Annotated in this window: 26 protein-coding genes; 16 read left to right on the forward strand and 10 right to left on the reverse strand. The window is 60.2% G+C overall.

Annotation, left to right across the window (positions count from 1 at the left end; genetic code table 11):
- Positions 1-223: 223 nt before the first annotated feature.
- Positions 224-1,015: a PRC-barrel domain-containing protein gene (locus GLL_RS22295; protein ID WP_011144312.1), complete on the reverse strand. Its 792-nt coding sequence runs from the start codon at positions 1,013-1,015 to the stop codon at positions 224-226.
- Positions 1,016-1,180: 165 nt separating this feature from the next.
- On the opposite strand from GLL_RS22295, the gene GLL_RS22300 reads away from it, so the two are divergent.
- The 11 genes from GLL_RS22300 (at position 1,181) to GLL_RS22350 (ending at position 9,374) form a co-directional block, all read left to right on the forward strand.
- Positions 1,181-1,660 carry an NUDIX domain-containing protein gene (locus GLL_RS22300; RefSeq protein ID WP_197530075.1) on the forward strand — a complete coding sequence of 160 codons (480 nt, stop codon included), beginning with the start codon at positions 1,181-1,183 and terminating at the stop codon, positions 1,658-1,660.
- A 7-nt stretch (positions 1,661-1,667) separates the two neighbouring features.
- The gene (locus GLL_RS22305) at positions 1,668-2,045 is read left to right on the forward strand and encodes a DUF423 domain-containing protein (RefSeq protein WP_011144314.1); all 378 of its coding nucleotides are present in this window, start codon (positions 1,668-1,670) and stop codon (positions 2,043-2,045) included.
- A 40-nt stretch (positions 2,046-2,085) separates the two neighbouring features.
- Positions 2,086-2,883, forward strand: a complete 798-nt coding sequence (gene egtC / locus GLL_RS22310) for an ergothioneine biosynthesis protein EgtC (RefSeq protein WP_011144315.1) — start codon at positions 2,086-2,088, stop codon at positions 2,881-2,883.
- 49 nt (positions 2,884-2,932) lie between these two features.
- Positions 2,933-3,697, forward strand: a complete 765-nt coding sequence (locus GLL_RS22315) for a hypothetical protein (RefSeq protein ID WP_011144316.1) — start codon at positions 2,933-2,935, stop codon at positions 3,695-3,697.
- Positions 3,698-3,733: 36 nt separating this feature from the next.
- Positions 3,734-5,244 (forward strand): IS3 family transposase gene (locus tag GLL_RS22320; protein ID WP_407920004.1). Its coding sequence is split into 2 segments (ribosomal slippage): positions 3,734-4,103 and positions 4,103-5,244, totalling 1,512 coding nucleotides; the frame shifts between segments, so codons are not numbered across the junction.
- 4 nt (positions 5,245-5,248) lie between these two features.
- Positions 5,249-6,019 carry a hypothetical protein gene (locus GLL_RS22325; protein ID WP_164929511.1) on the forward strand — a complete coding sequence of 257 codons (771 nt, stop codon included), beginning with the start codon at positions 5,249-5,251 and terminating at the stop codon, positions 6,017-6,019.
- Positions 6,020-6,212: 193 nt separating this feature from the next.
- Positions 6,213-6,995: a type IV toxin-antitoxin system AbiEi family antitoxin domain-containing protein gene (locus GLL_RS22330; RefSeq protein WP_011144320.1), complete on the forward strand. Its 783-nt coding sequence runs from the start codon at positions 6,213-6,215 to the stop codon at positions 6,993-6,995.
- Positions 6,970-7,887: a nucleotidyl transferase AbiEii/AbiGii toxin family protein gene (locus GLL_RS22335; protein WP_011144321.1), complete on the forward strand. Its 918-nt coding sequence runs from the start codon at positions 6,970-6,972 to the stop codon at positions 7,885-7,887. Before GLL_RS22330 ends, GLL_RS22335 begins: the two co-directional genes overlap by 26 nt.
- A 38-nt stretch (positions 7,888-7,925) precedes the next feature.
- Positions 7,926-8,081 carry a hypothetical protein gene (locus GLL_RS22340; RefSeq protein ID WP_164929512.1) on the forward strand — a complete coding sequence of 52 codons (156 nt, stop codon included), beginning with the start codon at positions 7,926-7,928 and terminating at the stop codon, positions 8,079-8,081.
- A gap of 333 nt (positions 8,082-8,414) precedes the next feature.
- Positions 8,415-8,816: a peptide-methionine (R)-S-oxide reductase MsrB gene (msrB, locus tag GLL_RS22345; RefSeq protein WP_011144322.1), complete on the forward strand. Its 402-nt coding sequence runs from the start codon at positions 8,415-8,417 to the stop codon at positions 8,814-8,816.
- 33 nt (positions 8,817-8,849) lie between these two features.
- A complete protein-coding gene (locus GLL_RS22350; RefSeq protein ID WP_011144323.1) occupies positions 8,850-9,374 on the forward strand; it encodes a heme-binding protein in 525 nt (174 codons plus the stop codon).
- Positions 9,375-9,433: 59 nt separating this feature from the next.
- On the opposite strand, the gene GLL_RS22355 is transcribed toward GLL_RS22350, so the two are convergent.
- On the reverse strand, positions 9,434-9,808 hold the full coding sequence (locus GLL_RS22355) for a hypothetical protein (RefSeq protein ID WP_011144324.1): 375 nt from the start codon (positions 9,806-9,808) through the stop codon (positions 9,434-9,436).
- 81 nt (positions 9,809-9,889) lie between these two features.
- Between GLL_RS22355 and GLL_RS22360 the strand changes: the two genes are divergently transcribed.
- From GLL_RS22360 to GLL_RS22370, 3 genes are all read left to right on the forward strand, one after another.
- On the forward strand, positions 9,890-10,126 hold the full coding sequence (locus GLL_RS22360; RefSeq protein WP_011144325.1) for an antitoxin: 237 nt from the start codon (positions 9,890-9,892) through the stop codon (positions 10,124-10,126).
- Position 10,127: 1 nt separating this feature from the next.
- Entirely contained in the window at positions 10,128-10,538 is a 411-nt protein-coding gene (locus GLL_RS22365; protein ID WP_011144326.1) for a type II toxin-antitoxin system VapC family toxin, read from the forward strand.
- 103 nt (positions 10,539-10,641) lie between these two features.
- Entirely contained in the window at positions 10,642-11,802 is a 1,161-nt protein-coding gene (locus GLL_RS22370) for an acyltransferase family protein (RefSeq protein WP_011144327.1), read from the forward strand.
- 70 nt (positions 11,803-11,872) lie between these two features.
- Here the strand turns inward: GLL_RS22370 and GLL_RS22375 are convergent, their stop codons facing one another.
- From GLL_RS22375 to GLL_RS22385, 3 genes are read right to left on the reverse strand one after another with little or no spacing between them, the layout of a single operon-like run.
- Positions 11,873-12,685 carry a hypothetical protein gene (locus GLL_RS22375; RefSeq protein WP_011144328.1) on the reverse strand — a complete coding sequence of 271 codons (813 nt, stop codon included), beginning with the start codon at positions 12,683-12,685 and terminating at the stop codon, positions 11,873-11,875.
- Positions 12,682-13,323, reverse strand: coding sequence for a glutathione S-transferase family protein (locus tag GLL_RS22380; RefSeq protein WP_011144329.1), 642 nt, complete (start codon positions 13,321-13,323; stop codon positions 12,682-12,684). Before GLL_RS22380 ends, GLL_RS22375 begins: the two co-directional genes overlap by 4 nt.
- Before the next feature lie 43 nt (positions 13,324-13,366).
- Positions 13,367-14,137: an SDR family NAD(P)-dependent oxidoreductase gene (locus GLL_RS22385; RefSeq protein ID WP_164929513.1), complete on the reverse strand. Its 771-nt coding sequence runs from the start codon at positions 14,135-14,137 to the stop codon at positions 13,367-13,369.
- 84 nt (positions 14,138-14,221) lie between these two features.
- Between GLL_RS22385 and GLL_RS22390 the strand changes: the two genes are divergently transcribed.
- Both GLL_RS22390 and GLL_RS22395 read left to right on the forward strand, forming a co-directional pair.
- The gene (locus GLL_RS22390; RefSeq protein ID WP_011144331.1) at positions 14,222-15,307 is read left to right on the forward strand and encodes a hypothetical protein; all 1,086 of its coding nucleotides are present in this window, start codon (positions 14,222-14,224) and stop codon (positions 15,305-15,307) included.
- 52 nt (positions 15,308-15,359) lie between these two features.
- Complete coding sequence (locus GLL_RS22395; RefSeq protein WP_164929514.1) at positions 15,360-16,478, forward strand: Gfo/Idh/MocA family protein; 1,119 nt, start codon at positions 15,360-15,362, stop codon at positions 16,476-16,478.
- Here the strand turns inward: GLL_RS22395 and GLL_RS22400 are convergent.
- The 5 genes from GLL_RS22400 to GLL_RS22420 all read right to left on the reverse strand — a co-directional run bounded on the left by GLL_RS22400 (position 16,470) and on the right by GLL_RS22420 (position 22,845).
- On the reverse strand, positions 16,470-16,967 hold the full coding sequence (locus GLL_RS22400) for a hypothetical protein (protein ID WP_011144333.1): 498 nt from the start codon (positions 16,965-16,967) through the stop codon (positions 16,470-16,472). The two genes, GLL_RS22395 and GLL_RS22400, sit on opposite strands and share 9 nt — an antisense overlap.
- 108 nt (positions 16,968-17,075) lie before the next feature.
- Positions 17,076-20,630 (reverse strand): NB-ARC domain-containing protein, encoded by a 3,555-nt coding sequence (locus GLL_RS22405; protein WP_011144334.1) that lies wholly within the window; start codon positions 20,628-20,630, stop codon positions 17,076-17,078.
- 461 nt (positions 20,631-21,091) lie between these two features.
- Entirely contained in the window at positions 21,092-21,973 is an 882-nt protein-coding gene (locus GLL_RS22410; RefSeq protein WP_011144335.1) for a DUF4351 domain-containing protein, read from the reverse strand.
- Positions 21,974-22,130: 157 nt separating this feature from the next.
- Entirely contained in the window at positions 22,131-22,475 is a 345-nt protein-coding gene (locus tag GLL_RS22415) for a hypothetical protein (RefSeq protein WP_164929515.1), read from the reverse strand.
- Positions 22,476-22,641: 166 nt separating this feature from the next.
- On the reverse strand, positions 22,642-22,845 hold the full coding sequence (locus GLL_RS22420) for a hypothetical protein (RefSeq protein WP_011144337.1): 204 nt from the start codon (positions 22,843-22,845) through the stop codon (positions 22,642-22,644).
- Positions 22,846-22,971 lie beyond the last annotated feature (126 nt).

Consider the following 22,971-nt stretch of genomic DNA (forward strand, 5'->3'; position numbering starts at 1 on the left):
TCACTTTGGTATGATGCTACTCTAAAAAGCTAATCCTAGATTCACTCCTTACTTTATATTTTGAGAAATGTCTTCTCGACTCTTGTTTGCGATGCGTGAAGGCATTCTGCCACAGCACAAGTCGCCACTCCCCGGCAAGTGTGGGTAGAGGTAGCAGTAGTCCCAAAACGCAAGCAGACCGGCTGACTTCTAGGCAGCCGGTCTGTACTTCTGTACCAGTACGCTAGAGCCCCAACGCGGGGGTGCCTTCGTCGGGCCGCTCAGCGTCCGCGCTGTGCATGACTCGCGCCACCTGCTGATCGCGCAGGTAGTACTCCTCACCGGTTCTGACAAGCGCGTCAAGCGACACCAGCACATCGTGGCCGCCGCCGAACAAACTGAAGAAGCCACCGGGCTGGGCATCGCCGCCGTAGCGGATCTTCAGCAGCTTCGGCTCACCGGTGGACAGATCACAGTAGACCTCTTCGATGGTGCCGAACTGTTCGTTGTTACCCGGTTCGTACAGGCGGTGACCCTTGAGGTCCGTGATCTTGCCCTGGTGCGCATCGACGGTGTTGCTGGTCACCCGGCGCCCGCCGTAGTCGCCCACGTTGCCGGCGAAATTGCCGCCCGGCAGACCGGTACCGCCGCCAATCGCTTCTTTGATGCCCGTACCCGGACCCTCGGCGTAGCCGTAGGGAGGAGCAAGGATGCCTTCGAGAAAGGCTTGGCCGTCGCCGGGGACGAGGCGACCCTGCATTTTCGTCTCGTCTTTGGGCATGTCCAGAAAGAAGCGACCGTCGCTGCGGGCGGTGAGTTTGCCTACGGGCACCAGAAATTCTTTGCTGCCCAATCCCAGGAAGCCGCCGCCGAGGTTGGCTTCAATGTAGATGTCGTTGGCATCGTTGACGTTGACGAAGACCTTGTCGACGCTGCCGAGCTTCTCGTCGTCGGCGTTGATCAGGCTTTGATTATCAAAACGCTCGGCGATGGCCGAATCGCCGTATGTACTATCATCGGCTCTGATGAAAAGCATTACTTGTCCCCTTGATTTTCGGAGTCACGCTGTCGAACGCGAATCGATGGATATCGGCGCCGACTTGACTTGAGAATAGCTTGGGAAATTCTCTTTGAGCTTCCCTCCCAGGGCAGACTTCGGGAGTTGTTAGACTGGAGCCCGAAAAGCTTCTGTGGGGGTCATTTGGTTGGGACTGCCGCAAAACCGGGCCGAATCTCGACGTTCTGGTACATCGCCCGCACCGTACTCGGTCTGTTGTTCAGCCGGCCGCTGGTCGGCGTGCGCGCCATTCCCCGTTTGCCCGACGGGCGGTTGGTGCTGGTCAAGCAGCACCGGGGCGGTTGGGTTCTGCCCGGGGGACTGATCGACACCAACGAAAAAGTGCAGACGGCGCTTGTGCGCGAGGTGCTCGAAGAGTGCGGCCTTCGGGTACGCGGCTTTGGACGTCTCACGGGGGTCTACTCGGACCCGAAGCGCGACCCGCGCTTTCATAGTCTGTGTATCGTCATGGAAGTGTTCGTTGAAGGTGAGATGCGTCCTCGCGACGTGATGGAAATCGAAAGGGCGGCAGCTTTTGCCCTCGAAGCGCTGCCCGAAGGGTTGACCGGCGATTGCCGCGAGCAAATCGAACATTATCTGGCCGGTGCCGTCGTGGTGGATTGAATTGCCGATGTTTCGCCTCTTTTTGACCACCGCCGCCGTGCTTGCGGGTCTGGCGGTCGCCCTCGGAGCCTTTGGCACCCACGCCCTGCGCGATCGGCTCGATGCGCGGGCCATCGAAATTTTCGAGACCGCCGCGCGTTACCAGATCCTCCACGCCCTGGCGCTGGCGTTGGTGGCGGTGCTGGTGAACCGCTTCGACCCACCCCCGGCGCTGTTGGTCGCAAGCGGTGCGGCTTTCATTGCCGGGATCTTGATATTCTCCGGCAGCTTGTATGCTTTGAGCTGGAGCGGCATCCGCGTTTTGGGGGCGGTCACCCCCTTCGGCGGCGGCGCGTTGATCGTAGGCTGGATCTGCCTGGCCCTATTCAGCGCCAACTTAAAGTGACCGTGCGCTGCTGACCACCCGACACCGGAACCTACCCACTATGTGCCGCCTACTTGCCTACCAGGGAGCACCCGTCGCCCTCGCCGATCTGATCGAAAAACCCGAACATTCGCTTTGCGTGCAGAGCTACCAGCCCAAGGAAATGACCTCCGGCCTGCTCAACGCCGACGGTTTTGGTTTCGGCTGGTACGACCCGGCGCGCGACAGTCGGCCGTTTCGTTTTCGCAGCACCCAGCCCATCTGGGCCGACGCCAACCTGGGATCGCTCGGCCGCTACGTCCACTCGAGCTGTGTGCTCGCCAACGTCAGAAGCGCCACCCCCGGCCTGGCCGTCGACTTGAGCAACTGCCAGCCCTTCGCCTTCGAGCGCATCCTGGGCCTGCACAACGGATTCATTCAGAACTTTCGCCAGACCCTTTACCGCCCCATCCGCGACAGCCTGGACGATCCATTCTACAAAGCGATCGACGGCAGCACCGACTCCGAACATGTCTTTGCCTTTGTGCTCAACACCTGGGAGCGTCAAGGCGGCACCCTCGAAGACGCCCTTACCGAATCGATCCGCACCCTGGCTGTTTGGGCCGCCAAAGAGTCCGTGTCGGTATCTTTGAATTTGATCTTCGCCGATGGCGAGCGGCTGGTAGCTTCGCGTTACGCCAATCGCCCGGAGGCACCCACGTTGTACTGGCTGGCAGACGACCCTACTTTCCCGGAAGCGACGATCATTGCTTCCGAACCGCTGTTTGCCTCTAGAGGGTGGCAGTGCGTACCGCCTGGAAGCGTTCTCACAGTTGATGCTGAGTCGAAGATAAGTGTGCAGCCTATCGAGATGTCATAGAATTCCTAAATAAGCGGCAGCAGGACGAGCCGCTTGAAGGTATATCCAAATGCAAAAGTGTTTAATTGTCCAGGTTTTGGGCAACAGCGATATACAAATTGACAGCAACAATGCAAGAGATAGGCTCGGAAATTGCTACTCGAACGAAGAGATAAACGAAGCGGCGCAAAAATGCAAGACTAAGTACGCGGAAGGCCGCCATGCCGTAAATTTTCGATTTCTGAGCGAATTGCACAGGCAACTGACAGGAGAGGCAGAGTATACGTTCTGCGTTCTTCTGACCGATCAGACACAGTGGTTAAATTGCAACAGACAAGCGCCGGAAGACTGGCAGCGTATTGCGATCTCAGATGGTCACTGGTGGCGTGAACTACTGCTGGAATGGTGCCATCGAGAAGGGCTTATTTGTCAGCCCGTAGAAGTAACTGTGAAACCCGAAATTAGTCATGGCGTAGCAGATTGGGAGGCTATGGCGGAGCTGGTACATGGCGTTTTGAAAACACATATTCAGTATAAAAATGAGACAGCTACGTTTGCCGCCTTCGGATCGATCTTCGATAAGATTCTTATTCAGCACAGCAGTGGTACCGCCGCGTTAAGCAGTGCTCTGTACCTGTGGGGCATTGAGCAGCGCCTTACAAATCAGAATGTTGAATTTATCTATCTTGCCCAGGAAGAAGGCGGTAGTAAGAGCACTGCTCACAGTGGTTCGCACTGGCAGCGGCGCTTGAAAGCTCCTCAAGTCTCGCAGCTGATAGACATTCAGGACTTCGGCGGTGCCCTGGGTGTCAATATAGAAAGAGATGACTCCTGAAAAAGAACAACCACCACAGCAGTCCTACTCATGCCTATGCCATCCTCAGATTCTCCGACCGCCAACGGCTTTGGCAAGACCGATACCGAAGTCCGGCCTCAACCCGAACGCAGACACTTCAGCGCCGAATACAAACTGAAGATCCTCGAAGAAACCGACAAAGCCTCCCAGCCTGGGCAGATGGGCAGCATCCGCCGCCGCGAAGGGCTCTATTCTTCTCTGATAGCCGAATGGCGCAAGCAGCGCAAACAGGCCACCCTCCAGGCCCTCAAAGACCAGCCTGCCGGTCCCAAGTCCTCGGCCGACACCGGGCTCAAAGCCGAGAACGCCCGACTCCAAAAGCACGTCCAGCAATTGCACAACCAACTCAAGCGAGCCGAGTTGCTCCTGGAGATCCAAAAAAAAGCGTCCGAGCTGCTGGGTCTCGACCTGAGCCAGACCCCCAGCAGCGACGCACCTGGAACCCGCTGAACGCCGTCGCCAAGCAACTGGTAGACCAGTATCACCCCCAGGCGGTTGCCGAGGCCCTTGACCTCAACCGCGCCTCGGTCTACCGTTTCGCCAAGCCTGCCGATAAGCCAAAGCCGAAAAAGCCCCACCCAGCTCCCCCACGGTCTTTGCAGGCACAGGAGAAACAACAGGTGCTTTCTGTGCTGCGTTCAGAGCGGTTTGTGGACCAGAGCCCCCGGCAGATCTACGCCACGCTGCTCGACGAGGGCACTTATCTATGTTCCTATCGCACTATGTATCGCCTATTAGCTGAAGCGGGCGAGGTGCGCGAACGGCGCCACCAACGTCGCCAGCCGCTCTACAGCAAGCCCGAGTTACTGGCGACGGCTCCCAATCAACTGTGGAGTTGGGATATCACCAAGCTCAAAGGACCACAAAAAGCTCAGCATTATCATCTGTATGTGTTGCTGGATGTCTACAGTCGCTGCGTGGTCGGCTGGCTGGTGGCAGCGCAGGAATCGGCAGAGCTTGCTGAACAGTTGATTGCCCAAAGCTCTACCAGGGAAGGAATAGCCCGTGACCAGCTGACGATTCACTCCGAGCGAGGAGCGGCGATGACCAGTCGCACTGTGGCGGTGTTGTTGTCGGACCTGGGTATTACCAAAAGCCATTCGCGTCCGCACGTCAGCAACGACAACCCCTACAGTGAATCCCAGTTCAAGACCATGAAGTACCAGGGTCGTTGCCCCAACGACCCCCAGCCGCAATTTCCTGAGCGCTTCGGTTCGCTGGAAGATGCCCGTGCTTTTTGTCAGCGCTTTTTCGCCTGGTACAACCATGAGCATTGCCATTCGGGGATCGGGCTGATGCCACCTGCGAGCCTGCACACGGGCGAAGCGCACCAACGACAAGAACGACGACGGCAGGTGTTGGCGGCGGCCTATACCCAGCATCCAGACCGCTTCGTCCGCAAGATCCCCGAGCCGCCGGCCCTGCCCGAGGCGGTGTGGATCAACAAGCCCAAAGATAGCAGTACAGCTTCCTCAGCGGAAACTCAGCCGAGCTGCTCTGTGCCAGATTCAGAAAGTCGTCTCTAACCTATTGACACATTCCGAAGTCAGCCAGAAGGGCCTCTATCGATGGAGCCCTCAGGTTCTACGGGCCAACCTGCGCGGACACTTTACTCGTCTTGCCCTCAATTGGCTGACTCGCAACGATGCCGAAAAATTGACCGTTTACATCTTTGGTGGACTTGGCTGCCCCGCCAGATTGACACTGGCAAGTTTTCTCACCCGTCGCTATATGAGTGTTCATCCAAGCGGCATCTATACCAATGTTTCAGCAGAGAGCGTTTTTGAGACCTGGACGATCCGCCTGCAAGCCAATACCCTCAAACCGCTGATCACCGACCTGCTCGAACTGGCCAGCCGTATCGGTGGCCTTGGCCCCGGCTGGCGCAGACCACCCCACCCCATGAACAGCTTCAATGGCTACCGGGGGAGCCAATTCTCCGTTCAGCCAAGCACGCCCGAGCTTGGCCTGCATGCCTTGATCGACAGGCTCCACGAGCAAATCCGACAGTTGGCCCACGAATACCAATTGTCACTCAAGCCCACAACCCAGCATGACCTTGGCAGTTTTGTGTCGATCTGGAGGGGCGAAGCGAACCAGTGGTGGGATCTTGTACACGGTGTCTGCAGTTCCAACGCAGAGGGTCGTCCAGCTTGGTGTGGGGATTCTCAACATCGACCATCAGGCTATTCTGTCCGCCAGCACGCTGACCATAGCCTGATCACCGTCTTCGACCCAGACAAATCCATCAAAAACACACTGCAAGAGCTTGAATTCAAACGCATCTGGCCAACGGTGTAATCCTGACGGCTTACTCGTGTCGGCTACGTCAATTACTTTCGGAAGTTGGACGGCCGCACGGAGTAAAAGTTCAAGTCCTGCTTGATTTGCAAAATTCTGATATATAAATCAAGCAGGACTTGAACCCTCTGCTGGTTTAGTAATTGGAGAAACTGCATAATTAAATTATGCAAAATCCTCATTTTCTAAACTAATGAACAGTGTCAAGTCCTGTAAATCCCTTGAAAGCTGCCTACCGGAGGGGCAGGTTGTCGATCGCGCCTGGCTGGAGGCAAGGGGATTCGACCGCCCACGGGTGGATAGTTATTTGCGATCCGAGGCATTGCAGAGGGTGGCGCAGGGAGCCTATCGAAGGCCCGGGCCACCGCTCAAGTGGGAGCATATCGTCTACTCCCTGCAGGGGTTGGGGTACGCGGTGCACGTGGGTGGGCGTAGCGCACTGGAACTGCAAGGGCTGGCCCATTACCTACCCATGCGGGGCGTGCAACGGATCGCATTATACGGGGACAAGGTACCCACCTGGCTGGAGAAGCTGGATGCTCCATATCGGTTCGAGCACCACCGGCCGAAGCTGTTTGCCAAGATACCTGAGCACGCCGTGACTACCCGATCCTTTGGGCACTGGGACTGGCCTGTCCGCTACAGCACACCGGAACTGGCGTTGTTGGAGCTGCTGGCCGAGGTAAGCGATGAGGCGGACTTTCAGGTGGCGGACAAATTCTTCGAGTCGGCGGCTACCCTGCGGCCCGACTTGATCCGGGCATTGTTGCTGGCCTGCACCAATGTAAAGGCCAAACGGCTCTTTCTCTGGTTCGCTGCCCGTCACAGCCATGCCTGGCAGCAAGCGCTCGATACCCAGGGTGTGGACCTGGGAAGCGGCAAGCGCATGATTGTCAAAGGCGGTGCATTCGACAAGTGCTTTGAAATCACGGTGCCGAGAGAGATGGCGGATGGAGCCGAACAACCCTTTTTCTAGGCAAGTCCGTCTACTGGTGAGCTTATTGCCCCAAGTGGCAAAGCAGGAGTGTTTTGCGCTTAAGGGAGGCACGGCACTGAATCTGTTCGTGCGCGACATGCCGCGCCTGTCGGTGGATATCGACCTTGCCTACCTGCCGGTACAGGATCGTGACACCAGTCTGGCAGCCATCGATCAGGCGTTGGAGAAAATAAGGGCAGCAATAGAAAAGGCTGTTCCAGGTTGTGCAGGGCGGGCACAGAGGCTCAAGGGCACCGATAAACGTATCAAGCTTTTGGTGACTCAGGCAGAAGTCACCGTAAAAATCGAGGTGACACCGGTGCTGCGCGGCAGTGTCTACCCATCCCAGGCGCGTGAAGTGGCTGACCGGGTACGCTCAGAATTCGGGTACGCGAAGATACAGTTGCTGAGCTTCGAGGATCTGTACGCCGGTAAGCTGTGCGCTGCCCTTGACCGCCAGCACCCGCGGGATCTGTTCGATGTGCGGATTCTATTGGCGAACGAGGGGATCAGCCCCAGACTCAAAGATGCCTTTTTGGTCTACCTGCTGGGCCACAACCGGCCGATGGTGGAACTGCTCGCTCCTGTGATGCAAAACATACAACCGGCCTACGCAGCGGAATTTGCCGGTATGGCGCTGGAACCAGTAAAGCTTGAGGAACTGGAGGAAGCGCGCCGCCAACTGGTCGGCCAGATACGGCGGATGCTGACTGACGAGGATAAACATTTCCTGCTGGCGGTGAAGCGGGATGATGCCGATTGGAGTAGATTTGCCCTGCCAGAGGCGGAGCGCCTTCCCGCTGTACAGTGGAAGCTGCACAATCTAAAGCGCATGGACAAAACCAAGCGTCGACAAGCGATACTAAAACTTGAAAGGGTTCTGTTTGGCTGAGGCCGAACATAGCATCGCACCAGTACAGGAACGCTGACATGGAACAATTGCTTGATGATGATTGGGTACGTAGGGTCGGCCAAGCCGAATCCGATCTGCAACAGGATGAAGTAAGTGCCGGCCTAAATCTTGATACGCACTTTGCTGAGTATGTAGAACGGCTGAAAAGTGGAGGAGATGCGCTTAGCTCTTGATGACTGGAGAAATTGCTTGAAGACAAAGGTGCGCTCTTATCCTGAGGACATCGGTCTAGGCAGGGTCACCGGTAAGTCGCTTTGGTTTGAAAAATATCGTCAGAATATCAGCTTGATGAAAAACTATTTCTCGACCAGCTCGTCGCTTTCCGGAATGAGGTAGACAAAATGATACCCGATTACTACGAGCGAAAGAGTGGCTGCGGATGAATGGCGTAGCCCTCAGTCTCTGAGTGAAGCTTTTCGCAATATTCTATCCAGTGCGGGATTCGAACCTACGCTTAGAGCTTTAGAATTGACAGATAACGGTGAACATAACAAGGAGTTACACCGATGCAAAAAGTATTAAAAAGTGACCAAGAATGGCGGCAGCAACTGACGCCCGAGCAATATAAGATCACGCGCCAAAAAGGGACGGAGCGGCCGTTTTGCGGCGTTTTCTACGACCACAAACAACCTGGGGAATACACCTGCGTCTGCTGTGAATTGCCCCTTTTCACCGCTGAGGCCAAGTTCGACTCCGGCACCGGCTGGCCGAGTTTTCTCGCACCAATAAACGCAGAAAACGTCGCGACCCAGAAGGATTTCAGCCATGGCATGAGCCGGGTGGAGGTGCTTTGTGCGCGGTGCGATGCCCACCTCGGTCATGTCTTTACGGACGGTCCGCCACCCACGAGACTGCGGTACTGTCTGAACTCGGCCGCGTTGGAGTTCGTTCCGCAGGTAAAAAGCTAGCGCTGCCAAACGACCCACTGGAGAAAGAATGCCATGGCCGAACTGCCCGAGGGTTTTCCGGCGCCCACCCTGCCCGGGGTGATCGAGATTAAACACTACCCGCCCTACCGGTCTGCGACCGTCCGTATCGAAGGGGCGCTCGCCGGGGCGACATCGGCTGCCTTCGCCCCACTTTTCGCGCACATCAGCACCAATGAGATCGCCATGACCTCCCCCGTGGAGGCACGCTATCCAGCCATTGCCCTCGACGAGCCGAGGGAACACGGCCAAGCCGAAGTTTCTTTTCTGTACGGTAGTCTGGCGATTGCTCCCGGCCGGACAGCCCAGGGCGTTGCCGTCGAGGATCATCCGGCGATGACCGTGCTCAGCCTGGGTCTGCGGGGCGAGTATTCCTGGGAACGCTTTCGGGCGGGCCTGCAACAATTGCGGGAGTGGCTGATGCACCACCCCGGCTACGAGGTGTCCGGCTCAGCCCGCCGCTTGCTCTACGATTCGCCTTATGTTCCAGCCGAGCGCAAGCGCAGTGAGGTTCAACTTCCTGTGCGGCCTGAAGGCTAACTTGACGGCGCGGCCGTACTGAGCGCATTTTGCGATTGCGGGCGGTGGCTTCGTTATTTTCAGGTTTTGAGGGTTTCGGCGGTACGAACGGCCGCTTCCTCGACTGTGGCATCGAGTTGGAGGGTGTCCTCGCCCAGCACTGCAAGCCAGTGGATCTGGCCCTGTGCGTCAATAGTCACCTCGACGTACGCATCGTCCTCGGCCTCGGGATCGGTGGTGGCCCAGTCGATGCGAAGGCCGCCGCTGTGCAGCGGCTCAATGGCAGGGCGATAGACCGATGCGATGCCGTCGAGCCATTCGCTTTGCAAAAACTGCTCCGCGGCGGCAAGGGCAAGACCCGAAACGGGCGCCGCCCCGTACCCATCCCAGTCGGGGCCGTAAGCTGCCAATTTCTGCAATTGCTTGTGCAGGTGCGATAAGCGCTTTCGGTTCATACCTACCTGTACCTTTGCCCGCGAACGCCCATGTTAGCCTAGGTCCAGGCATAGGCCAGCCAGGAAGGCCAGGAGGTCGTCATGCATGCAGAACGTCACGTTCGTCTTTTCAGAAATGGGCGCAATCAGGCTCTGCGAATTCCTCGTGAGTTTGAATTGCCCGGCGACGAAGCCATCATTCGCAAAGAAGGCGACCGGCTGATTGTCGAGCCGGTCAGACGACGCTCCCTGCTGGCTATCCTTGCAACCTTAAAACCCCTCGATGAGGAATTTCCCGACATCGACGATTTTCCGCCTCTCAACGACGTGAATCTGTGAGATGGACACTCACCGCTATCTGCTAGACACCAATATCATTTCCAATTTGATCCGGTATCCAGGTGGCGCAGTAGCTCCCCACATCGCCCGAGTTGGGGAAGATAAAGTATGTACCAGCATTATTGTCGCCGGTGAACTGCGCTTCGGCGCGGTCAAGAAAGGCTCGACACGGCTGTCTGCGCAGCTTGAGACAGTATTGTCGGGGCTCGATATATTGCCCTTCGAGTCTCCCGGCGCTCAACACTACGCGACCCTGCGAGCAGCTATCGAAAGGACAGGAGCGCCGATTGGCTCCAATGACATGTTTATCGCCGCCCATGCGCTGTCCCTCGGATTGATTCTGGTGACCGGCAATCTACGTGAATTCGCCCGCGTACCGGGGCTGAGCGTCGAGAACTGGCTGGATCTTTGAACAGGGAGGCCCAGGTAACCCACTCGCTTGAATACGCTGTTCCCTGCACAAAGGCAAGACCCCGGTATGCGCTAGTCTCAAATGGCATGTTTCTTGAATATTGATGGAAGCGCACAGGCAAAACGTTGCAACCGTCGTCTCCGCCTCACCGCCCGGGCGTATCGGCTACCTCGACGGCGTCCGGGGATGCCTGAGCCTGCTGGTCATCCTCCATCACGTGGCGATCACCTACGGGGCCGTCGGCGGGTGGTACTACACAGAGCACACCGGCGAAGCCTGGGTGAATCTGCTGCTGACCACGTTCGTCGCGCTCGATCAGTTCTATTTTATGGGGCTGTTCTTCCTGTTGGCCGCCGTCTTTACGCCTGCTGCCCTGGCCCGCAAGGGGGAAGCCGCCTTCCTGCGGGAGCGCTGTGTACGGCTGGGTATTCCCCTGGTGCTCTTCGCGCTCTTCCTCAGCCCACCCCTTGATTACGTCGCCTGGGTCTACCAGGGTGATTTCAAGGGCAGCTTCGTTGAGTATCTCGCGCTTGAACCGCCGCTGGTCAAGGACTTCGCCCCCGGTCCGCTGTGGTTTGTAGAGACATTGCTGGTATTCAGTCTGGTCTACCTGCTTGTCCGGCGCTTGCGGCCAAGGCTCAGTTCGTTGCTGCAGGAGGTGACGGCCAGGCAGGTGGCGGGCTTCGCCGTTTTGCTGGCGGTCCTGTCCTTTTGCACCCGGCTGATGTACCCGATTGGGGCCGAATTCTGGCATCTGCAACTGGCCTACTTCTCCCAGTACATCCTGCTGTTTGCAGTGGGAGTGTGGGCCGGTTCAGCCGAGATCTTCGCGCGGCTGAACCGCCGCTGGTTCTGGCCGTGCGCGGCCCTGACCGCCTGGGGCGCGGCGATGGTGCCCATCCTCGTCCTGCTCAACGGCGGCATCGACGATCGCTTCTTGGGTGGGTGGCACTGGCAGGCGGCAGCCATCTGCCTGGTGGAGGGTGTGACCTGCCCGGCCGCCTGCATTACCGTGCTCCTGCTGTTTCGCGACCGGATTTTCAGCGGCCAACGGTGGTGGGCGTTTCTGGGCGAGCATTCCTATGCCGTGTACATCGTGCACGCGCCGGTGTGCGTGCTCGCCGCGCTGGCGTTTCGGGGCATTCCCCTGCACCCGTTGGGCAAGTTTTTCGTGGTGTCGCTCCTGGGCGTGGGCCTGTCGCTGGCAGTGGCCGCCTCTCTCCGGCGGTGGGGCGGCAAGGCGGTGCGAGCGGTGCTCGGGTGATGGCGTGATTTGGATCTGGAAATACTCTCCTTCGATGCAGTGCTAACTGCTTGAAGACGCGTCTTCGGCTCTATCTCTCGGCCCTTTCAACCGCCGGTTCGAGTTGCAGCCACCGCCGTTCACCAATAAAACCCTCCGGGCCGGTCAACGTCTGGAGCCAGGTTTGGTTTGCCTGCCGGATGGGGGCGGGCAGCCATTCGCCGACACGTCCGGGATCGCTCGACAGCAAGATCTGCCAGCGCTCCGACCCCGCCTCGTAGCAGCCGTAATCGGCCTGAAAATCCAGCAACCGCCGCAACTCCGGTTCCGAAAGATCCTGGGGGTCGGGGGCTTCGAAGTCTGGCGGATAGCCCCGGGGATCGTAGATATGGGTGAAATGCTGAGCCAGTCGAACCAGCATTCCCTTCGCAGGCCGAATAGCCCGGCTTGCGGAATCGACCGGCTCGGACAGTTCGAGCACCAGTACATCCGGACTTGCGCACGGCTGGGGTACCCAGATTTCTTTGTACATGCCGGTGCTGCCGTCCGGGCGGGCAAATTCGCCGATTTCAATCAAATGGCTGTCTTCCCGGTGCACGCGGCCCTGATCGAGCTGGCCGGGGCGGGGGCGAAAGTCGATGGTCCGGTTCCAGCGGATCCAATCGGCCGTCGCCTCGATGGAACCCGCAAAGGCCGAAAAGCCCGCAAAATCCCGCAATCGCCGGATGGGCAAGTCCGCCAGCGATTGACCCGCCGGCAAAAACGCCCGCTCGAACGGAATGCGCAGATCCGCGAAGTACGCATCTACCTGCAACCAGAGCACTACCGCCGTCTCATGGGGCTCCCCGCCTTCGATCTGGATGGTCTCGCGCCGCCAGAGCCCTGTGTAGCGGCCCTTGGTCACTGACTTTTTTCTTTGGTGATCTGCAAGGCCCGCTCGACAGCCGGTCGTTTAGCAATCGCATCGTACCAGCGCCGTACATTCGGGGAGTCTTCAAGTGCCTGCTGCATAAAGTCGGACCCAATGAACTGGGAAGCGCGCACCCAGGGGTAGGTGGCAATGTCGGCGATCGAATATTCGACCGCCAAATATTCTTCCTCGCCAAGCCGCCGCTCCAGCACACCGAATAGCCGCTGCGATTCGGTGGTATAGCGCTCGATGGCCTGTTCGTTGCGCTCTTTGGCGCGCAGGAAAAAGCCCACCTGCCCGAACATCGGACCCACCCCTCCTATTTGGAAGGCTAACCACGCGAGCGCTTCGACCCGATGGCGCGGGTGGGCGGGGAGCAGTTGGCCGGTCTTTTGCGCCAGATATTGCAAAATGGCCCCCGACTCGAAGACCCGCAGAGGCTTGCCGTCCGGTCCCTCGGTGTCGACGATGGCGGGAATCTTGCCATTGGGGTTGATGGCCAGAAATTCGGGGGTCTTTTGCTCGCCCTTGCCGATGTGGACCGGATGAAAGTTGTAGGGCGTGCCGGTCTCTTCTAAAAAGATCGGGATCTTTTGGCCGTTGGGCGTGTTCCAGGTATAAAGCTCGATCACGGTTTTTCTCCCACCCTTGCCGCCCGATTGTACGCCCTCGAGGCTACATGGCGGTGTAGCCGCCATCGACGTGCAAGATAGCCCCGGTCACATAGGAAGCGGCTTCGGAGGCCAAGAAGATCACCGGACCCACCAACTCCTCGGGTTTGCAGCGTCGGCCCATCGGCGTGAAGGTGCGGATCTGCTGTTCCTTGACCGGGTCTGCGTGGGTGGACTCGGCCCCGACCATGATGTTTTCGCAGTAGCCGGGGGCGATGGCGTTGACGCGGACGTTGCTGGTGGCCCATTCCACCGCCATCGAACGCACCAGTTGGTTGACGCCCCCTTTGGCGGCGGCGTAAGCGACCAGCCCGTGGATACCGATTACACTGGCGAGCGAAGAAGTCATCACAATCGAACCGCCCCCCTGGGCCAGCATCCGGCGGGCGGCGGCCTGGGCCGCATTGAAGTAGCCCTTCAGATCGACATCGACAATCCAATCCCACTCAGCCTCCGCCAACTCGACCGCCGGTTTGATCACATCCACGGCGGCATTGCAGACCATGACGTCGATTCGACCGAAGCGCTCCACGGTCGAATCGACCATCCGGGTGCACTGCTCTGGGCTCACCGTGTCCACCTCGACCGCCAGGGCTTCTGCGCCCGCCTGTTCAATTTCAGCGGCGCTCACCCGGGCGCTCGCGGCGTCGATGTCGGCAATCACCACCTTCGCCCCGGCCGCTGCCATCCCCCGGGCGATCGCCCGGCCGATACCCCGCCCAGAACCGGTGATCGCGGCCACTTTTTGGCTTAAATCGAACAGCTTGATACTCATCCCGCATCCCCCAGCGCAATCCGGGGATTTTATCACGGCCGAATCGGGCTTGACGCCCGCAGAGCCTTGGGGGAGGGTAGGGCAATGGTTACCATCGTCCAGGGGCAGGCGGTCGCCCTTTTTGCCTTCGACGTCGGCTATGAAGTCTCACTTCAGGAAGTGAGCAGCTTGTTTGCTTCCTCCCCCGTCCAGCCGCTCTCGCGCAAGCGGCAGACCCCCAGTTACCTGCAGTACAACGACCCGCCTCCCCAGGTGTTGAACCTGGGCGAGACCCCGGCCATCGGCGCAGAGGGGTCGGGGCAACTGCAGGCGACCGTATTCGGTTTCGGGGCGATCAGCCTCGCCTTTCGCTGGCCTTTGCGGCTGGCTGTGGACCAACTGCCGCAACTGAGCCGGCACCTCTACGGATTGGAACTCGAAAAACAGGCGCGCTCGCGGGTGAGCAGTCTGATGGAGAAGTTGCGCCCGGCCATCGCGCGGCCCCAACTGTCCAATCTGGTGGAAGACTACTACCTGTTTATTCTTGAAGAACTTGATGCACCCCTCAAGGCGGAGGAACTGCTCGAGCGCCACCGCGCCACCCTCGCCCAGGTGCTGCGCTTCGAGACATTGCCCCTCAGCAGTGAGCAGCAGGAAGAAGCACTCTCCCAAAGCGTCAGCTACTACGAAAACGATCTGGTACTGGTCGACTGGAATGCTTCGATCATCTACGACCGCGACCACTACGATACCGTCAACGTCCTTGAGCTGATCAACGTCGAGCTGCTCGAAGCGCGCTACATCGACGCCCAGCTCGACCGGCAGGTGGGAAGCTACGAAGGATTGGTCCAGAAGCGCTTCGTGTGGCCCATTCCGCTGCGTACCCCTTACCGCCAGGCGATCGAAGAGCTGGCCGAGTTGCGCCTGGAGTATTCGCTCCTCTCGGAACGGGTGGACAACGCCCTCAAACTGATCGGCGATCTGTACCTGGCCAAGGTGCACGCCGCCGCCACCAAGCGGTTTTATCTGCGCGAGTGGGAGGCGGCGATTGCCCAAAAGCTCGACATCGTCGCCAACTTATATCAGCTACTGACCGACCGGCTGGGCTCGATCCAGGGCCAGACGCTGGAGTTGGTGATTATCGTCTTGATCCTCTTCGAGGTGGTGATGGCTTTCGTGCGCGGCGGCTAAAGCCCGTCTGCACGCACAAGTGATACACTCTGCGCCAGGACGCGGTTTCACCATGGCACGCATCGGCATCGGCATCATCGGCACGGGATTCGGACAAAAAATTCATCTGCCGGGCTTTCAAGCGCTTGCAGAAGCAATGGATCTGCAGGTGCTGGCCGTCCTGGGCCGTGACGGCGACCGCATCGCCCAGGTGGCCCGTCAGTTCGATGTGCCCTACCCCTGCACGAGCATCGAGCAACTATTGGAAATACCGGGCCTAGGAGCAGTGAGTATCGCCTCGCCGCCCTTTTTGCACTACGAGCAGGCGATGGCGACGATCGCCGCGGGCAAGCACCTGCTGTGCGAAAAACCGGTGGCTCTGGCGGGTTTTGAAGCCTACCGGCTTTTGGAAGCCGCCACCGCCCGCTCCCTGATCCATGCGGTCGATTTTGAGTTTCGCTGCATTCCCGAGTGGCAACTGCTCCACGAGTTGCTGATGGAAGGCGCGGTCGGAGCGCTGCACCTGGTCACCGTCGACTGGCTGGTGGAGGGACGAGCTGACCCCCGGCGGCCCTGGAGCTGGTATGCCGAGCGCGAACGGGGCGGCGGCGCGCTCGGATCGCTGGGCTCCCATCTCTTCGACTATCTGGGGTGGCTATTTGGTCCCCTTACCCGCCTCAATGCCCGCCTCGACACGCTCATCCACAGCCGCCCCGACCCGGTGAGCGGCGATTGGCTGCCGGTTGACAGTGACGACAGTTGCCAACTGTGGCTCGAACTCACCGACGGCACCCCGGTGAACGCGCGACTGTGCACCGCTACCTGGCAGGGTACCGGCCATCGTCTCGCAGTCTACGGCGAGCGGGGCAGCCTGGTGCTCGCCAACGACAACCAGAAAGATTACGTCCACGGTTTCAAGCTCCAGCGCGCCAATGCAGGGGGCGTTCTGGAGCCCGTCGAGGTGCCCGAGCGACTGCGCTTCGAGCGTACCTACCCGGACGGGCGGCTCGCGCCGTTTATCGCCATTGCCCGCCGCTTTCTAGAAGGCATCCGCGAGGGCGAGACGGTAGTGCCGTCGCTGCGCGAGGGCGCCTACGCGCAACTGTTGATGGATCTGGCCCAACGCTCCCACCGGGAGCAAGTCTGGCTGGAGGTGCCGGTCGAAGCGTTTCCGGGCGAAACGTCAGCTTAATCCCGTGGCCAACCGTTGCTGGAGGCGGCGGGCCAGCGCTTTAGCGAAGGTCACCGGCGAGAACTGATAATACGAACACACCGCCAGCAGCACGCAGCCCAGGTGGCAGGTGAAAGTGAGCGCGGTCCACAGCGGCGGCAGCCAGGCAAGCGGAGCATCCGGGGGCGGGCCGAACCGCCAGGCGAGCCCCCCCACCAGCGCGGCCGGAAAAACGAGCATTGCGAGGGCTACGAGCTTATCGAGGCGGTTGGGCCCTTGGGCAAAGGGGTCATGCCAGGTACGGCCGTTCCACCGCCAACTCAATGGCGGCAGGCTGCCGTTCATTTTGACTTCTTGCTTTCCTAGATCGACATCAAAAATGTGGCGGCACAGATCGCAGGCCATCACTTCCATCAACGGCATCATGGCGATCCGCCCGAAGCGGCAAGCCGGACAGCGGTAGGCGGTATCGAGGCGCAATCGCCCGGTAGTCGATAGTTCACAGTGCATCGAGGCGCACTCCCTTGGCAACCCGTCCTCTCAGTGTAGGAGAGTGCCTGCGAAGCCCCGGAGGACTCCAACATTCGCAATTGTTAGTTACACTCTGCAACCCGCTCTTTACAGAATGCGTTCCACTGCCCCGAGGGCGATCAGCACCGCCTTTTGGGCGTCGCTGAGGCCGGTGGCGCCGGTGAGGTCGGTGCCTTCGTAGGTTCTTTCGACCGTGAACCTCCGCAAACATGCGCCCGTGGCCGGATCGAAAAGCCGAATGGTCTCATCGAGGCTGGCGCTTGCGAGGGTACTGCCGTCCGGGGCGTAGGCGATCGACACGACCAGGCTGGTGTGCGGACCCAGCGTCTTGACGCACCGGCCGGTGCCCACCTGCCAGAGCTTCACGGTCATGTCGTTGCTGCCGCTTGCGAGGATTTGTCCATCCGGGCTGAAGGCCAGCGAAAAGACCATGCCGGTCTTTTCTGTAAGGGTGCGCAGGCACGCTCCTGTCTGTACCTCCCACAGCCGGATGGTCTGATCTTGGCTGCCGCTGGCGAGCAGCTGTCCGTCGAGGCTGAAGGCCACCGAGCAAATCAAATACGTATGTCCCGCCAGGATCTGGAGGCATTCGCCGGTGCGGGTGTCCCAGATTCTGGCGGTGCCGTCCTGGCTGCCGCTGGCGAGCAGCCCCCCGTCCGGGGCAAACGCCACCGAGCGGATCCAGCTTGTGTGCCCCCGCAGCGTCGCGACGCACCGCCCTGTGCCGGGATCCCAGAGCTTGGCGGTGCCGTCCTGGCTGCCGCTGGCGAGCAGCCGTCCGTCCGGGGCAAACGCCACCGAGCGGATCGAGCCGGTGTGCTCGCGCAGCGTCCTGAGGCACTGGCCCGAGAGCGCGTCCCAGATCTTGACGCTCAGATCCGCACCGGCGCTTGCCAGGGTGCGCCCGTCCGGGGCGACGGCGACGGTGGTGACCCCCCGCAGGTGACCGCGCAGCACGCGGGTGCATTCGCCGGTGCGCACATCCCACAGCCGGACCAGCCGGTCGTCGCTGCCGGAAACCAGGGTTTGCCCGTGCGGGCTGAAGGCCACTGCGAGGACCGTGACCGTTTTTCCCTGCAGCGTGCGCAGGCATTGGCCGCTCTCGGTGTCCCAGAGCTTGACCGTCTGGGTCGGGCTGCCGGAGGCAAGGGTATGGCCCTGGGGATGGAAGGCGATGGAGAAGACCTGATCGGTATGCTCCTGCAGCGTTTTCAAGCATTGACCGGTGATCGTCTCCCACAGCCGGACGGTCCGATCGAGGCTACCGGTGGCAAGGCTGCGCCCGTCTGGGGCGAAAGCCACCGCCGAGACCCAGTCGCCATGCCCGGCGAGGGTGGCGAGGCATCTTCCTGTGGCCGGATTCCAGAGTTTGACGGTCCGGTCGTGGCTGGCACTGGCGAGCCTGTGGCCGTCCGGGGAAAACACCACCGAGCGGATCGGCTCTGTGTGTCCTTGGAGCGTGGCGAGGCACCTTCCCGTGGCCGCATCCCAGAGTTTGACGGTGCTGTCCTGTCCGGCGCTTGCGAGGAGGCTCCCGTCCGGGGCAAAGGCGACGCTGTGGACTACGCCGGTGTGTCCTTGGAGCGTGGCGAGGCACCTTCCCGTGGCCGCATCCCAGAGTTTGACGGTGCTGTCCTGTCCAGCGCTTGCGAGGAGGCTCCCGTCCGGGGCAAAGGCCGCCGAGCGCACCCAGCCGATGTGCCCGCGCAGCGTCGCGAGGCACTGGCCTATGCGCGCATCCCAGAGTTTGACGGTGCCATCCTGGCTGGCGCTGGCGAAAGTTTGTCCGTTCGGGGCGAAGGCGACGGCGCAGACCCAATCGGTGTGGCCCTGGCAGCTGAGTTGTTGCTGGCCGTCGGCTGCGCGCCACAAACGAATTTCGCTGTTGTCGTCACCGACAGCTATCTGCTCGCCGTCCGGACTGAAGGCCACCGAGAACACCCCCCCGAAGTTCTGGGCAAAGACGCAGCGGGCCAGATCGGTGTGGGAAAAATTGACGCCGTACAGATTCACCTCCTGCAGATAGGCTTGCCAAACGGCCAGGTGGGAAAAATCCCAGTGGCGCAATTCTGTCTGCAAAGTGGCGAGCATGTTGAGGGTATTGCCACCCACATACCCCGGCTGCAATGGCGCCTCATCGCGCTGCTGCGCCAGGACGGCCGCCAGCCGTTGCTCCAGGTGCGCCTGCGATCCGAGTCTAACAAGCAACTCGTCGATTACCGGCTTGAGAATCAGCCGGCTCTGGGCGGCGCGAATGTAGTCTTTTGCCTGGGCCAGCAGCAGGGCATGGCTTCTAAATAGACCGATCGTCCCTTTGTGCACTTCGTCACAGATGCGCTCCACGAAGTGCTCGGTGGTATATTCCATGACCACCGGCTGTTGCGAATACCCCGTGGTGCCGCGCTCGATGAGCGAGCGACGCAACAGCGATTCGAGCGCTTCGAGGATTTTGGGCGCGGAGACGGCAGGGACGACGTTTTCCCGCAACTGAGTGGCAACCACCGGCTCCCGGTGGATGGCCAGCCAGTACATCAGCTGTTTTTCAGCCTCGGTCAACCGGTCGAACTGCTGCTGCAAAAGGTTGGCGATCCCGTTGAAGACCGCCGTGTCCTGAGCGAGAAATTCGCGGATCTGGCCGTCGAACAGCTCCCGGATCGACGTCGAGATGATCATCAACGCCAGCGGGTTGCCCCGGTAGCATTCCACCAGCTTGCGCCGCTCGTCCGCTCCGCCCCTGAGCCCCTTCGCCTGCAAAATCACCTCGCCTTCGCTCTCCTGCAGACCGCCCAGCCGCAGCGAGCGCACCGGCAGGCTCGACCCCTCCAGGGCCGCGACCTCGGCGGGTTTTTCGCGGCTGGTGAGCACCAGGCAGCTCGCGTGGGGCACCTCCCCAACCCGTCTGAGCAGCTCGCCATAGCCTTCGCAGCCCTCGCGGTAGGTACCTGCCTGCTCTCCGCCGCGCAACAGCGATTCGGCGTTGTCGAGCACCAGCAAACAGCGGTTGCGGCGCAGGCATTCTAAAAGCCGCAAGATCCGGCCTTCGATGCCCGTGGGCAGTGCCGGGGCCTGCTCGTCGCCTGCAAAGACAATCAACTCGGCCAGCAGATCCGCAAGCGGTGGCGCGTTGCGCAGCGAGCGCCAGATGAGCCGCTCGAAGTGTGCCTCGCTTTGGCGGGCGAGTTTAACGGCGAGGGCGGTCTTGCCGATGCCGCCCATCCCCAAAACGGCCACCAGCCGGCAGCGCTCCTCGACCAGCCAGTTCTCCAGAATCGCCAATTCGCCGCCCCGGCCGTGGAACAGCGACACATCGACCGCCTCGCCCCAGTCGCGACGCACCTCGCGCGGCGGCTGGGACGATGCTGCTCCGGCTTCCGGCCGCGCATAATCGTCGCTTTCCAGTTCCAGGCCAAAAGCGATGAAAAAGCGCAACAGGGTCTGTTTATCCACGCCTTCCTCGGCCTTGAGCACCTTGGCAACGGTGTTGGGGTCAAAGCCGGTGCGCTCGCTGAGATCTTCGAGGGTCAAGCGCTCCCCGGCATTCTCGCGCTCTTCAGTCCGGCAGCGCGCCTCGTGCAGGCGCTGCCAGCCCTGGGAAGTCAGCCGGTACCCACGCCTGCGTCTTGCCTTGGGAGTATCGCTCATCGGCGTCGCTCGCGTGAATTTCGATAACCTCGGGTCGGCGGGCTTTTCGGAAGATAAGGAACTATCCGGATTTTAAGGGGATTTCAGCCGCGGGCTTCAAGAGTTGTCACGGACGGCAGAGCAGCCCACCGTGTATGGCCGACGACCCGCTGCCCAACAAGTGCTTATCGACCTAATTGTCCCTGGATTGGCGCAGTGCGGCTATTTAGTCTGGTTACAGCAGCGGAGAGATGAAGGGTCCGAATACACCCCGACGCTCCAACCAAAATTTCCGCTCCGACATTCACAAGGAGATACGCACATGCAGCCGACACATTCGCGCAGAATCGGGCGCATTGACGCGCTTAAAACCGCCCTGGGGACACTGTACTTCGTGGCCATGGTCGCCGCTCCGGTCCTTCCGGCTTTGGGGTGGATCTGAGAGCAGAGATTTGAGTATTTACCCCTGCCACAGGCGGAAACTACAATCTGCGGCAAAAGTCACCAATGCTGCCGGCGTCGAGCACCGCGTCCGCCAGTTGCTCAAGCTGAGCAAGATCCGCAATGGCTTGCACCTGCTGCACCAGCGTGTCCGGCAGAGGACCGAACTTGCGACCCAGTTGCCGCAGCAGTAGGCGGCGCTCACCTTCAAGCTGTCCCTCGGCCCATCCCTCGGCCCATCCCTCGGCCCGTCCCTCGGCCCGTCCTTCGGATTGACCTGCCTTTCGTCCTTCCTGCAGGATTTGCTGAAATATCACCGACTCGCGCATCATACCCTCCGGAAAAATTTGAGCGAGCAACCCCGCATCGAACTTCAAACCAGCCAGGATGGTGGCAAACGTTGCGATGTCTCGCCGCTGCACCGGCTCCTCTATCGTACCGAGTTGCCGTGCGACCCGGCCGAGCAGTTCCTCGGCCGATGGCGCCCTGGCCAAAGTGGCCAGCGGCAACAAAGCCCGATCCGCGAGCAGGGGTTCCGGGTCTTCCTCCCAAAGGCGCACGACCCGGTAGCGGTGCAAAGTATTCTCCGAGCGGTACTCCTGCTCGATCGTTGCGCCGCCGGCCGGTTCGCGCAGCAAAACCAGCACCTGATCGATCGGCTGGCGGTGGCGCCGGGACAGCCGCACAAAGTAATCGAGCATGCGCAACGGCAGGGGCGGATCGGAATCGTATTTTGTCTGAAATTCGATATGCAAAATGCTACCCTCGGCGGCCAGAAAAGATACCGAGTCGGCCCGAATGGGCTCGATACTCAACTCGGTTTTCAAGACACTGGCCGTGGAAACAGGACGGCGAAGCAGCCAGGTGGCAAAGGCGATTGGCGCCAGCTCGGCCAGCAGCTTGCAGAGGTTGTCGTAAGCCATGGGTATTGCTCGGCTGAAGGCGATTGATGGGGAGCCATTCGGCCTTCCATCTTGGTAAGGAATATGCCATGACCATTTCCAGCGGAACCACTCTGCGCGATTGCCCGCACGTTTTCATAACTGCCGCACAGCGCAGATGAGGCGATTGCTCGGTGCATTAGCGCAGCAGGCTGTCTCCGTCATTCAGCCATTGTTGTCTCAACGTGTCAGGCAGGTGGTGCAACAGCCTATCGGCCAGCCGTATGCGGTCTCTATCGCCCAGCAAAAAGAGTGGAAAGCTGATCTTATCTCCGTTGCGGGAGTGCAAGACCAGACGTACCCGCCTGAAGCCGGGCACGGCATCGACCCGAACCGTCTCCAGGTCTGTCCACCGGCAATGCAGCACCAGTGGTCCCAAACGGCGCGTAAGACCGCCATCGCCGATGCGCAGTTCGAATCCCAGAAACACCGAAAGCACCCAGACGGCGGCCAGAGCGCTACCGAGGCGCACAGGCCAGGGCATCACCTCACCCGGCCCCAGGATACTGCCCAGCAAAACAAGACATGCCGCTACCGAGGCTGCTTTCACCCACCCACCGCCAAAGCGAATCCGGACCTGCGGCTCTGTCAACCACAAATCCTCGCAGGTACACCCTGTGTCGGAGCGAGCCCCACCCGGCGGCCTAGGCCTAGGATGCCTTGGAGCCTGCGACCTGGTTGAGCTGCCCCTCGGCTGCCTGCTGGAGTTGTTGCCAGAGCCGCAGGTCGCAAATTTTGATCTGATGCTCGGTGAGCACCTGGGTCATCACCTGCGGCAAAGCCTTCGCAGCATCGGTCCGCTGCTCGTAGCAGTCGGCAATTTCCTTGGCCAAAGGCTTCATCCAGCCGTCCATGTTTAACCCCTTGCTCTATCTGCGATATCCTTTGATTCCATTCTGTTTACCAATTTTGCGCCTGTCCAGTACAAATACTTACCAATTGTCGCCATTTCAGGAACAATCGATAAGCAGCGACAAGCG

It is taken from the genome of Gloeobacter violaceus PCC 7421, from assembly GCF_000011385.1.
GTDB lineage: Bacteria > Cyanobacteriota > Cyanobacteriia > Gloeobacterales > Gloeobacteraceae > Gloeobacter > Gloeobacter violaceus.

Bases quoted from the DNA above. Each gene is read 5' to 3' on its own strand.
- GLL_RS22395 (WP_164929514.1), top strand. From the start codon at position 15,360: ATGGCACGCATCGGCATCGGCATCATCGGCACGGGATTCGGACAAAAA.
- egtC (WP_011144315.1), top strand. From the start codon at position 2,086: ATGTGCCGCCTACTTGCCTACCAGGGAGCACCCGTCGCCCTCGCCGAT.
- GLL_RS22335 (WP_011144321.1), top strand. From the start codon at position 6,970: ATGGAGCCGAACAACCCTTTTTCTAGGCAAGTCCGTCTACTGGTGAGC.
- GLL_RS22360 (WP_011144325.1), top strand. From the start codon at position 9,890: ATGCATGCAGAACGTCACGTTCGTCTTTTCAGAAATGGGCGCAATCAG.
- GLL_RS22385 (WP_164929513.1), bottom strand. From the start codon at position 14,137: ATGAGTATCAAGCTGTTCGATTTAAGCCAAAAAGTGGCCGCGATCACC.
- GLL_RS22415 (WP_164929515.1), bottom strand. From the start codon at position 22,475: ATGCCCTGGCCTGTGCGCCTCGGTAGCGCTCTGGCCGCCGTCTGGGTG.
- GLL_RS22405 (WP_011144334.1), bottom strand. From the start codon at position 20,630: ATGAGCGATACTCCCAAGGCAAGACGCAGGCGTGGGTACCGGCTGACT.
- GLL_RS22330 (WP_011144320.1), top strand. From the start codon at position 6,213: ATGAACAGTGTCAAGTCCTGTAAATCCCTTGAAAGCTGCCTACCGGAG.
- GLL_RS22365 (WP_011144326.1), top strand. From the start codon at position 10,128: ATGGACACTCACCGCTATCTGCTAGACACCAATATCATTTCCAATTTG.
- GLL_RS22420 (WP_011144337.1), bottom strand. From the start codon at position 22,845: ATGGACGGCTGGATGAAGCCTTTGGCCAAGGAAATTGCCGACTGCTAC.
- GLL_RS22390 (WP_011144331.1), top strand. From the start codon at position 14,222: ATGGTTACCATCGTCCAGGGGCAGGCGGTCGCCCTTTTTGCCTTCGAC.
- GLL_RS22350 (WP_011144323.1), top strand. From the start codon at position 8,850: ATGGCCGAACTGCCCGAGGGTTTTCCGGCGCCCACCCTGCCCGGGGTG.
- GLL_RS22340 (WP_164929512.1), top strand. From the start codon at position 7,926: ATGGAACAATTGCTTGATGATGATTGGGTACGTAGGGTCGGCCAAGCC.
- GLL_RS22355 (WP_011144324.1), bottom strand. From the start codon at position 9,808: ATGAACCGAAAGCGCTTATCGCACCTGCACAAGCAATTGCAGAAATTG.
- GLL_RS22410 (WP_011144335.1), bottom strand. From the start codon at position 21,973: ATGGCTTACGACAACCTCTGCAAGCTGCTGGCCGAGCTGGCGCCAATC.
- GLL_RS22400 (WP_011144333.1), bottom strand. From the start codon at position 16,967: ATGCACTGTGAACTATCGACTACCGGGCGATTGCGCCTCGATACCGCC.
- GLL_RS22315 (WP_011144316.1), top strand. From the start codon at position 2,933: ATGCAAAAGTGTTTAATTGTCCAGGTTTTGGGCAACAGCGATATACAA.
- GLL_RS22295 (WP_011144312.1), bottom strand. From the start codon at position 1,015: ATGCTTTTCATCAGAGCCGATGATAGTACATACGGCGATTCGGCCATC.
- GLL_RS22305 (WP_011144314.1), top strand. From the start codon at position 1,668: ATGTTTCGCCTCTTTTTGACCACCGCCGCCGTGCTTGCGGGTCTGGCG.
- GLL_RS22370 (WP_011144327.1), top strand. From the start codon at position 10,642: ATGGAAGCGCACAGGCAAAACGTTGCAACCGTCGTCTCCGCCTCACCG.
- msrB (WP_011144322.1), top strand. From the start codon at position 8,415: ATGCAAAAAGTATTAAAAAGTGACCAAGAATGGCGGCAGCAACTGACG.